Source organism: Sphingomonas sp. Leaf25, from assembly GCF_001421635.1.
Taxonomy (GTDB): Bacteria; Pseudomonadota; Alphaproteobacteria; order Sphingomonadales; family Sphingomonadaceae; genus Sphingomonas.
Window position 1 is genome coordinate 537,275 of sequence record NZ_LMKU01000012.1, and the last position, 9,814, is coordinate 547,088.

Here is a 9,814-nt window from a genome sequence, read left to right on the forward strand (position 1 = left end):
CGCGTCAGTCCTTCCCGTCCGCCAGCAGATCGGCGATGATCGCCGCGCTCTCGCCGATGTCATCGCCGACCGCCGCCGTGGCGAGGTTGCGCGCGATGGCGGCTTCGTCGATCTCCAGCCCTTCGGCGACGACCGCCAGCGCAGCGGCGCTGCCCGACGCGAGCAGGAACAGGTCGGCGAGCACCGGCCCCTCGGCCTGCCAGCCGCCAATGCCCCGTTCCGCTTCCTGTGGCAGCCCGGCCAGCAGCGACGCGACCAGTCCCGGCGCGCGGATCGCCGCCGACAGCGCGACCTGACAGCCGGTCGGGTTGCGTTTGTGGGCCATCACCGACGATCCGCCGCGTCCGGCGACCAGCGGCTCGCGCGCCTCGCCGATGCCGTTCTGCGCCAGCAGCGCGACGTCGCGCGCCAGCTTGCCGAGCGCGCCGATCAGGATGCCCAGCGCCGCGCCGATCGCCGCCACGCCGGTGCGGCGCGCGTGCCATGGGGCGGCAACGCCAAGCCCGAGGGCATCGGCGACCTGCGCCGCGATCGCAGCACCCCTGCCATCCAGTCCGGCGCGTGTCCCCGCCGCACCGCCCAGTTGCACGACCGCATGGGTCCCGACCGCCGCGTCGAGCATCGCCAGCGCATCGTCGATCCCCCGCGCCGCCTGCGCCAGTCGCAGCCCGAAGGCGACCGGCATCGCATCCTGCAACAGCGTCCGCCCGATCGCCGGCCGTTCGGCATGGACACGCGCCACCCTCGCCAGCGCATCGCGCACCCGCTGGCCGTCCTTCGCCAGCAGGCGATGTGCCGCGCGGACCTGAATCATCAGTACGGTATCGGCGACATCCTGGCTGGTCGCGCCGTGGTGCAGCGCCATTGCCGCCGCCCCGCCGACCATCGCCCGCAGCCGCGCGACGAGCGGTATCGCGAGCGTGCCGGCCAGCGCCGCTTCCCCGGCCAGTTCCGCCGCATCGATCCGCGCCGGATCGACGCCGGCCATAATCGCGTCGGCCAGTTCGGGCGCGATCACGCCCTGCGCCGCCTGCGCCCGCGCCAGCGCGGTTTCGAAGGCGCAGCCATGGGCGATGGTCGCGGCATCGTCGAACACCGCGATCATGGCCGCCGTCGCGGCGGGGCGGAGGCGCAGTAGGTCGCTCACAGGTCGAAGAACACTGTTTCGCGCGGCCCCTGCAATACGAAATCGAGCGTCCAGACGCCGTCGCCTGTTGCCGTGGCGATCAGCGTGTGGCGGCGCTCCGCCGGCACCAGCGACAGGATCGTGTCCCCCGCTTCCGATCCGGCGAAATACAGCCGCGTCGCCAGCCGCCTGATGAGCCCGCGCGCAAAGATCGACACCGCGACATGCGGCGCATGGCCGGGGCCGATCGCGCCGGGCAGGATCGTGCGGAACCGATAGCTGCCGTCTGCGGCGGTCGCGGCACGGCCGAAGCCGACGAAATGCGGATCGGCGTCTGGCTCGCCATGATAGCGACCGGCGGCATCGGCCTGCCAGATTTCGAGCATCGCGTCCGGCACCGGCGCCCCCTCGCCATCGACCACGCGGCCGGTGAGCTCGATCGCGTCGCCCGCCGGCGTACCGGTGGGGGAGGACAGGTTCAGCACATAATGCGCCTCGGGAAACAGGTCGGGGCGCGCGCCCATATCCGACTTGCCCACCAGATCGGCGCCGCCCTTCCACGGCAGGCCGTAGTGGAAGAAGGGGCCGACCGTCTGGCTGGGGGTCTGGCCGAACAGTGCCGGATCCTGGTTATCGGCGCGCGGTGCGGGACGGCGGTCGGCGACGTCAATGGTCATGGTCGTCCTCCTCGAACGGCGTCTGTTCGCGGCCCTTCAATACCACGTCGAAGCGATAGCCGAGCGCCCGGTTCGGCTCGGTCACGTCCATGTCGAACCGCGCGACCAGCCGCTGGCGATAGGGCATCGGCACGGCGTTCGCGATCGGATCGATCTCGATCAGCGGATCGTCGGGGAAATAGAGCTGCGTCACCAGCCGCGTCGCGAACGCGGGGCCCAGCAGCGACAGATGGATATGCGCCGGCCGCCACGCATTATGGTGATTGCCCCATGGATAGGCTCCCGGCCGGATGGTGACGAAGCGATAGCATCCCTGCGCATCGGTCACGACGCGGCCCGCGCCGGTGAAGTTGGGGTCGTGCGGCGCGTCCCACTGGTCCTTCGCGTGGATGTAGCGCCCGGCGGCATTGGCCTGCCAGATTTCCATCACCGTATCGGGAACGGCACGGCCATCCTCGTCGAGCACGCGGCCGGCGACGATGATCCGCTGCCCCTGCGCCACGCCGCCATGCTGCGTCGTCAGATCGGCGAGTGCCGGCCCCATCAGCCGGTCCCAGCCCGCCGGGCCGGTCGTCTCGGTCCGGGTCTGCGGCACCCGCAACGGCGGTTGCAGCGGCGCGCGCGTGCGGGTCGATCCGTACTCGGGGAACAGCGACGGCGGTGCCCCGGCATCGTCACGCTTGTAGGTCATGCAGCGAGGTCCGCGCCGGTCCTGGCGCGCACGTCGTCGGCCGTGACGCCGGGCGCGCATTCGACCAGCCGCAGGCCGGGCTTGTCGCAGGCGATGACGGCAAGGTCGGTGATGATGAGATCGACGCAGGCCCTGCCGGTCAGCGGCAACGTGCAGGCCGGCAGGATCTTCGGATCGCCATGCTTCGACACATGGTCCATCACCACCACCACGCGCCGCACGCCGGCGACCAAGTCCATCGCCCCGCCCATGCCCTTCACCATCTTGCCCGGGATCGTCCAGTTGGCGAGGTCGCCCGCCGCCGACACTTCCATCGCGCCGAGGATCGCCATGTCGATATGCCCGCCGCGGATCATCGCGAAGCTGTCGGCGCTGGAGAAGAAGCTGGAGGTCGGCAGCGCGGTGATCGTCTGCTTGCCGGCGTTGATGAGGTCGGGGTCGGCCTCGCCGTCATAAGGGAACGGGCCGATGCCGAGCATGCCGTTTTCCGACTGGAGCGTCACCTCGATACCCGGCGGCACATGGTTGGCGACGAGCGTGGGAATGCCGATGCCGAGATTGACGTAGAACCCGTCCTGCAATTCGCGCGCGGCGCGGGCGGCCATCTCGTCGCGGGTCCAGCCCATCATCCGTCCTCCCGTTCGCGCACCGTCAGCTTCTCGATGCGCTTCTCGTTGATCGTGCTTTTGACGATACGGTCGACATAGATGCCCGGCGTGTGGATGCAGTCGGGGTCGAAGCTGCCTTCGGGCACGATTTCCTCGACTTCCACCACCGTCACCCTGCCGGCAGTCGCCATGGTCGGGTTGAAGTTGCGCGCGGTCTTGCGGAACATCAGGTTGCCCGCCGGATCGGCCTTCCATGCCTTCACGATCGACAGGTCGGCGCGCAGCCATGTCTCGCGGACATAGTCCTCGCCCTCGAACGTCTCGACCGGCTTGCCCTCGGCGACGACCGTGCCGACGCCGGTTTTGGTATAGAAAGCGGGAATGCCCGCCCCGCCCGCGCGGATGCGTTCGGCGAGCGTCCCTTGCGGGTTCAATTCCAGTTCCAGTTCGCCCGAGAGATATTGCTGCTCGAACAGCTTGTTCTCACCGACATAGCTTGCGATCATCTTGGCGACCTGCCGGCTATCCAGCAGCATCCACAGGCCGAAGCCGTCGGCCCCGGCATTGTTCGAGATGACCGTCAGCCGCTGCACGCCGTTGCTGCGGATTTCGGGGATCAGGCTCTCAGGGTTGCCCGACAGGCCGAACCCGCCCGACATGATCGTCATCCCGTCGAACAACAGCCCGTCGAGCGCCGCCGCCGGGGTATCATAGATCTTGCGCTTCATGCCGCCTCCAGCGGTAGGCCGACGTAATTCTCGGCAAGGGTACGCTGCGCGGCGGGCGAGCCGCGCAGATAGTCCAGTTCGGCCATCTGGATGCGCCGGTCGAAGCCATCCATGGTCGGGAACCGATGCGTGACCGAGGTGAACCACCACGAGAAACGCTCGGCCTTCCACACCCGCGCCAGCGCGCGCGCCGAATAGCCGTCGATCCCGGCATCGCTACGCTCGCGATACCGTTCGGTCAGCGCCTCGCCCAGCATCGTCACGTCGGACACGGCGAGGTTCATGCCCTTGGCACCCGTCGGCGGCACGATATGCGCGGCGTCGCCGGCCAAGAATAGCCGGCCCCAGCGCATCGGTTCGGCGACGAACGACCGCAGCGGCGCGATCGACTTCTCGAACGAGGCCCCCCGCGTCACCTTCGCCGCCGTCTCCGGCCCGAGGCGCAGGCAGAGTTCGTCCCAGAAGCGATCGTCGGACCAGTCGGCGACATCCTCGTCCAGCCCGCACTGGATATAATAGCGGCTGCGCGTCGGCGATCGCATCGAGGCGAGCGCGAAGCCGCGTTCGTGATTGGCATAGACCAGTTCATGTTCGGCGGGCGGCACATCGGCCAGCACCCCCAGCCAGCCGAACGGATAGATGCGTTCGAAGGTGCGCAACACATCGGGCGGGATCGCTGCGCGGCTGACGCCATGATAGCCGTCGCAGCCGACGACGAAATCGCAGTCGAGATGCTGTGTCCCGCCGTCCTCACGCCACGTCACGACCGGCCGGTCGCTGTCGAGGCCGGCGAGCGTCACGTCCTTCGCATTCCAGCGAACGTCCAGCCCGCGCGCCCCGGCGGCGTCGAATAGGTCGCGCATGACCTCCTGCTGGCCATAGACGGTGACGGTGGCACCGCCGGTCAGCGCCGCCATGTCGATGCGGAACATGCGCCCGTCGAGCGACACGTTGGTGCCGCCATGAACCAGTCCCTCACGCTCCAGCCGGGCCGACAGGCCAAGGCGCCGCATCAGATCGACGGTGCCCTGTTCGAGAACGCCGGCGCGCACCCGCCCCTCGACATAGTCGCGGTCGCGGCGTTCGATGACGGTGGCGTCGATCCCTTGGGCATGTAGCAGATGGGCAAGGAACATCCCCGCTGGCCCCGCGCCGATGATCGCGACCTGTGTGCGCTGTCGCATCCTGTCCTCTCCCGTCGGCATGTCTGCCGTTCCGGGGAGCATCATGTCGCGTCGGTGCGTGGAGGACGATGGATATGCCGCGCGAAAAGTTGGACGATCCGGTCGTACTCGCGTACACCTGCGGCATGACCGGCGCATCGGTTCCCAGCTTCTATCTCTACGGCGAACCGCACCGGGCGGTGGATGATGGCTTCGTCCATGCCGAACGGCTCGACGATCGCTCACGGCCGAGCGAATGGACGATCCTGCCGCACGCCCATGCCGATCTCGTCCAGTTGTTCGTCGTCGAACAGGGCGGGGGCGAGATGCGCGCGGAGGACGACCGGATGACGGTGACGGCCCCGGCGGTCCTGCTGGTCCCGTCGGGGGTCGTCCACGGCTTTGCATGGCAGCGTGATTCGGCCGGATCGGTCGTTACCCTGTCGGTTCGGCATCTGGCCTTGCTCGATACCCGCTATCCGGGCGTCACGGCGCTGTTCGGGTCCGCCCGCGCGATCCCGCTCGACGGCGCGGCATTCCGCGCGGTTCAGGCAAGCGTCGCCGCATTGATGCGCGAACTGGGGTGGGCGGCACCCGGCCATGGTGCCGCCGTCGATGCGGCGCTGCTCGGCATGCTGGTCGAGCTGTGGCGCGCGGGCGGGCCGATCGCGGCCGATGCGGCGGGCATTCCGGGCCAGCAGAGCGCGCTGGTCGCCCGGTTCCGCGCGCGGATCGACGAACGCTTTCGCCTGCGGGAACAGATCGCGGTCCATGCCGCCGCGCTTGGCGTCAGCGAAAGCAGGCTGCGCACCGCCTGCGCGCAGATCGCCGGCCTGTCGCCGGCGGCGATGCTCGACCAGCGCGCCGTGCTCGAGGTCAAGCGCGCGCTGCTCTATACCAACCTGTCGGTCGCCGAGGTCGGCTATGCCGCCGGATTTGCCGATCCCGCCTATTTCACGCGCTTCTTCACCCGTCATGCCGGGGTGTCGCCCCGCGTTTTCCGATCGATGGGCAGCGATCGCGGATAGACCGGCCCCCGCCCGCGCCAGCGCGTCGTGCGCGGCGGCGGGCCGGGGAGGATCGCCACCACCGGCGGGGGCAATCCTCCCGAAGGTTCAGTCGTAGATCGGGCGCAGCACGGTATCGAGATGGTAGCGCGTCAGCGCCATCGACGCGAGCAGGTCGGGCGATCCGTCATATTCGATCGACATCCAGCCTGTGAACCGATGCTCCTTCAGCAACCGGTACAGCCCTTCGAGGTCGAGCGTGCCGAGGCCAGGTTCCCAGAACCAGCGCGTTCCGTCGTCGGTGATCTCCGGGTCCTGCGCATAGCGGACGCTGCCGGGCTGCCGCTGTGATGCGGTGTCCTTCAGATGGAGGGTGCTGATGCGGTCGTGATAGTCGTTGTAGAAGGTCAGCAGATCCTCGCCCATGATCGCCACCTGCGCGGTGTCGAGACAGTAATGGACGTAGCGCGGATCGGTCGATTCGATCAGCTCGCGATGGTTGGGCAGGTTGATCGCGCAGAAGAACTCGTTGTGCAGCCCGATCCTGACGCCGTGATCGGTGGCGTAGCGGCCGATCTCGTTCATCACCCTGGCGCATTGCTGCACTTCGTCGCGGCTCAGCGGACCCGAACCGTAATAGTTCTGCGTGGGACAGGTATTCATGTAGCTGCCGCCGAACCGGACGATCGTGTCGACCGCCTCGCGGCCCGAACGAACCGCTTCGTCGAAATGATCGGCCTGGTGCGAGGCGTGTGCCCCGTGGAACATGCCGATCACCTCGACCCCGCGTTCCTTCGCGAACGCCGTGAACTTCTCGGGCGATCCGAACAGCGGCAGGATGTCGGCCAGATCCCATGGCGCGATCTCGATCCCGTCGAAGCCGAGTGCCGCCTGATATTTCAGGATGCTGTCCCAGTCCGAATAATAGGCGGTGTTCGTATTGTCCTCATAGTAGAATTCCCGGAAATTATCGATCTTGCGATAGGGAATGCTCTTCCAGTGGCACATGTTGGCGTAGCGGATATTGGGCATCGCGGAGACTCCGTCCGGCTTAATTCTGTAACTGGTTCAGCAGCGCGCGCGTGCGCAGCAACGCCCGGAACGGGTCGCGCGTCTGGCGGGCGCTGCAGATGATCGGCCCGGCATAGCCCGTCCGGTCCAGCAACCCGACGATCGCCGCGAGGTCGATGGCGCCGGTGCCCGGATCGCGGAATAGCTGCGTCGCGCGATGTTCGGGGAATTCCGGGTTGGGCGTCTTCCACGTGCCGGCGGTGTCGACGAAGCTCGTGTCGGTCAGGTGGACGCACCCGATCCGGTCGCGCTGCGCGGTGATGAACGCCGCCGGATCGATCCCCGCGATCGTCAGGGTCGCGGTATCGACGTCGAGCTTCACGCTGTCGGGCAAGCGGTCGAGCAACGCCAGGATGCGTTCGCCGCGGAACACGCTCCAATATTCGTTGCGCAGCACCAGCGCGACGCCCGCCGCCTCTGCCTTTGCCGCAAGGCCGCCGAGCAGGTCGGCCATCCGGTCGGCGAACGCCGCTGCCTTGTCCTCAAGGTCGGGATGATAGTGCGCGATGCGCCCGTAATAGGGCGACGGGCTGATCGCGAGATACCCGGCGTTCAGATCGGCGGCATGGCCCAGCGCTTCTCCCGCGAAATGACCGGTGGCGCCGAAATAGAAATCGAGGTTGGCGTTGCGCATGAACAGGTTGGAATCGAACGTCAGGCCCGTGACCCGATCGATGTCACCCTTGGCCAGCGCCGCGCGATAGTTCTCGGCATTCTGGTATTTGGTGTTGACGCAGTAGCGGTTCATCGGAACCCCGCTGCGTCCGCCGAACTGCCATACCGGTTCGTAGGGAATCTCGATCGAACGAAACCCCGCCGCGCCGATCAGGGGATAGAGTTCTTCCCAGAAATACCTGCTTTCGTAGCGGTTGCGATTGGGTTCCTGGTAATGGCGATTGACCAGGTCGAGGCTGATCGCGAATTGATCGCTGTGCATGGATGGATTCCGCAATTGGTGGGCGCGGTCGTTCGCGCCGGGGATCTGGACGGGCCGCGTTGGCGTCAATCGGCGAGCATCCGCCGGGACTGCGCCAGCGACTGTTCCATCGGCATCGTCGGAAAATATTCGAGCCCGATCGCCCCGTCATATCCCAACGCGCGCAGCGTCTGCGTGATCGCGGGCCAGTCGAGCGTGCCGGTGCCCGGTTCGTTGCGGTCGGGCATGTCGGCCACCTGGACATGGCCGACGAGATGGATGCGATCGGCGAGTACCGCGCCCATGTCCTCGCCCATCACCGCGCTGTGCCAGACATCGTAGAGCAGGCGCAGGTTGGGGCTGTTCACCGCTTCGACCAGATCGAGGCCGAGGCTGGTGCTGACCAGATACATGGTCGCGAACAGCCGGGTGTTGAGCGGTTCGAGGAGCAGTTGAACGCCCGCCGCCTCTGCCGCATCGGCCGCGGCGCGCAGCGCGGCGACGGCGTTGGCGAAATGCGCTTCCTCGCTCATCCCCTCGACGCGGAAGCCCGACGCGACGATCAGACTGGGCTTGCCGAGAATGGCCGTCGCCTCGATCGTCTCGCGCACGGCGGCGACCATCGCGTCACGCTCGGCCGGCTCGACGATCGAGCGGCGCGGATCGACGCACAGGCTGGTCAGCCGCATGCCCGTTTCGCCGAGCGCGGCGGCCATCGCCTCGATCGGCTTGTCGCGCCACAGGTGGAATTCGGCGAGATCGAACCCGGCGTCCCGCGCGGCGCGCAGCCGCGCGGCAAGATCGCCCGCTTCCGCGAACTGCCATTCGATACAGGACGATACTTGATAGACCGCAGACATAGGACCCTTCCCATTCTACGGCCCCGTGGCGCGCACCGCGCCCGTATGCCTGGCGGGCACCTGCCCGCTATTTTGTGTGTCGTTCCGTACAGGATTCGGTGCGATACGCAAGGTTGCAACCGGGGAAACGCTGTGCCGCCAATGGCATGGCCGTGCGATCGACGGAACCGATCAGGCAGCGCCAGCGCATTGTCGCCCGTTTTCAGAACAGGATGCCCGCCATCCAGAACGATCCGACGAGTGCGGTCAATGCGCTGACCGCCATCACCGCGCAGCGTGCATCCTCGAACCGGCGTATGCCGGGTTGATCCTTCGTCCGCATCATCCACTCCCATGGTGGCCGCCCCGGCATCATCCGTCCCGGTGGCGGCAGGTTGATATTCGCTACGCGGTTTCCCGCAGCGGCCGTTCGCCGACGACGCGCAGGCCATAGCCATCAAGGCCGACCAGCGTGTGGTGGGTGTTGGTGAGCAGCACCATGTCCTCGACGCCCAGTTCGTTCAGGATCATCGCGCCAACGCCATAGTCGCGCAGTTCCTCCATGTCGGGCACCGGCGCGCCGCTGCGCGCATGGATCGCCAGCGTTAGGCCGTCGGGACGCGGACGGTTGATGACCACCACCACCCCCGCCCCTTCCTCGGCGATGATCCGCATCGAGCGGCGCAGCAGGCCGCCGCGCTCGCCGCCTTCGCCGAACAGGTCGGCGAACGGCGACAGCGCGTGCATACGCACCAGCGTCGGCTTGCTCGGATCGATCCGCCCCTTGACCAGCGCGACCTGCTCGCTGCCCGTCGCTTTGTTCCAGAACGACATCGCGCGCCACTCGCCGCCCCACTCGCTCTCGAACACCGTTTCCGCGCGCTTCTCGACCAGATGGTCGTGGCGGCGGCGATAGGCGATCAGGTCGCGGATCGTCCCGATCTTGAGCGCGTGCAACTGCGCGAAGGCGACGAGGTCGTCCATCCGC

10 protein-coding genes and 1 pseudogene are annotated in these 9,814 nt (G+C 67.6%); 1 reads left to right on the forward strand and 10 read right to left on the reverse strand.

Translation table 11 applies throughout. The features are described 5' to 3' along the window. Window positions 1–4: 4 nt before the first annotated feature. The 6 genes from ASE78_RS07085 to pobA are packed head-to-tail and all read right to left on the reverse strand — an operon-like array spanning window position 5 to window position 5,014. Window positions 5–1,147 (reverse strand): lyase family protein, encoded by a 1,143-nt coding sequence (locus tag ASE78_RS07085; RefSeq protein ID WP_056494929.1) that lies wholly within the window; start codon window positions 1,145–1,147, stop codon window positions 5–7. Further along, entirely contained in the window at window positions 1,144–1,803 is a 660-nt protein-coding gene (gene pcaG, locus ASE78_RS07090) for a protocatechuate 3,4-dioxygenase subunit alpha (RefSeq protein WP_056494932.1), read from the reverse strand. The genes ASE78_RS07085 and pcaG overlap by 4 nt, the downstream gene beginning before the upstream one ends. Then, on the reverse strand, window positions 1,793–2,494 hold the full coding sequence (pcaH, locus tag ASE78_RS07095; RefSeq protein WP_056494935.1) for a protocatechuate 3,4-dioxygenase subunit beta: 702 nt from the start codon (window positions 2,492–2,494) through the stop codon (window positions 1,793–1,795). Before pcaH ends, pcaG begins: the two co-directional genes overlap by 11 nt. Then, complete coding sequence (locus ASE78_RS07100; RefSeq protein ID WP_056495339.1) at window positions 2,491–3,120, reverse strand: 3-oxoacid CoA-transferase subunit B; 630 nt, start codon at window positions 3,118–3,120, stop codon at window positions 2,491–2,493. The genes pcaH and ASE78_RS07100 overlap by 4 nt, the downstream gene beginning before the upstream one ends. After that, entirely contained in the window at window positions 3,120–3,830 is a 711-nt protein-coding gene (locus tag ASE78_RS07105) for a CoA transferase subunit A (protein WP_056494938.1), read from the reverse strand. The genes ASE78_RS07100 and ASE78_RS07105 overlap by 1 nt, the downstream gene beginning before the upstream one ends. Continuing rightward, entirely contained in the window at window positions 3,827–5,014 is a 1,188-nt protein-coding gene (gene pobA / locus ASE78_RS07110) for a 4-hydroxybenzoate 3-monooxygenase (protein ID WP_056494941.1), read from the reverse strand. Before pobA ends, ASE78_RS07105 begins: the two co-directional genes overlap by 4 nt. Window positions 5,015–5,139: 125 nt before the next feature. Here pobA and ASE78_RS07115 point away from each other — a divergent pair, with 125 nt between their 5' ends. Further along, window positions 5,140–6,021, forward strand: a complete 882-nt coding sequence (locus ASE78_RS07115) for a helix-turn-helix domain-containing protein (RefSeq protein ID WP_056495342.1) — start codon at window positions 5,140–5,142, stop codon at window positions 6,019–6,021. Window positions 6,022–6,108: 87 nt separating this feature from the next. Here ASE78_RS07115 and ASE78_RS07120 read toward each other — a convergent pair whose 3' ends face one another. From ASE78_RS07120 to ASE78_RS07135, 4 genes and pseudogenes are all read right to left on the reverse strand, one after another. Continuing rightward, window positions 6,109–7,032, reverse strand: a complete 924-nt coding sequence (locus ASE78_RS07120) for a sugar phosphate isomerase/epimerase family protein (protein ID WP_056494945.1) — start codon at window positions 7,030–7,032, stop codon at window positions 6,109–6,111. 19 nt (window positions 7,033–7,051) lie between these two features. Then, complete coding sequence (locus tag ASE78_RS07125; RefSeq protein ID WP_055756191.1) at window positions 7,052–8,008, reverse strand: sugar phosphate isomerase/epimerase family protein; 957 nt, start codon at window positions 8,006–8,008, stop codon at window positions 7,052–7,054. A 65-nt stretch (window positions 8,009–8,073) separates the two neighbouring features. Continuing rightward, window positions 8,074–8,847: a sugar phosphate isomerase/epimerase family protein gene (locus ASE78_RS07130; protein WP_056494948.1), complete on the reverse strand. Its 774-nt coding sequence runs from the start codon at window positions 8,845–8,847 to the stop codon at window positions 8,074–8,076. A 384-nt stretch (window positions 8,848–9,231) separates the two neighbouring features. Continuing rightward, a pseudogene (locus tag ASE78_RS07135) lies at window positions 9,232–9,814 on the reverse strand (3,4-dihydroxy-2-butanone-4-phosphate synthase); the annotation flags it as partial.

What these genes read in the sequence shown, in the direction of transcription:
- ASE78_RS07120 (WP_056494945.1), bottom strand. Translation starts at nt 7,032, where the DNA reads ATGCCCAATATCCGCTACGCCAACATGTGCCACTGGAAGAGCATTCCC.
- ASE78_RS07130 (WP_056494948.1), bottom strand. Translation starts at nt 8,847, where the DNA reads ATGTCTGCGGTCTATCAAGTATCGTCCTGTATCGAATGGCAGTTCGCG.
- ASE78_RS07100 (WP_056495339.1), bottom strand. Translation starts at nt 3,120, where the DNA reads ATGGGCTGGACCCGCGACGAGATGGCCGCCCGCGCCGCGCGCGAATTG.
- ASE78_RS07125 (WP_055756191.1), bottom strand. Translation starts at nt 8,008, where the DNA reads ATGCACAGCGATCAATTCGCGATCAGCCTCGACCTGGTCAATCGCCAT.
- ASE78_RS07105 (WP_056494938.1), bottom strand. Translation starts at nt 3,830, where the DNA reads ATGAAGCGCAAGATCTATGATACCCCGGCGGCGGCGCTCGACGGGCTG.
- pcaH (WP_056494935.1), bottom strand. Translation starts at nt 2,494, where the DNA reads ATGACCTACAAGCGTGACGATGCCGGGGCACCGCCGTCGCTGTTCCCC.
- ASE78_RS07115 (WP_056495342.1), top strand. Translation starts at nt 5,140, where the DNA reads ATGACCGGCGCATCGGTTCCCAGCTTCTATCTCTACGGCGAACCGCAC.
- pcaG (WP_056494932.1), bottom strand. Translation starts at nt 1,803, where the DNA reads ATGACCATTGACGTCGCCGACCGCCGTCCCGCACCGCGCGCCGATAAC.
- pobA (WP_056494941.1), bottom strand. Translation starts at nt 5,014, where the DNA reads ATGCGACAGCGCACACAGGTCGCGATCATCGGCGCGGGGCCAGCGGGG.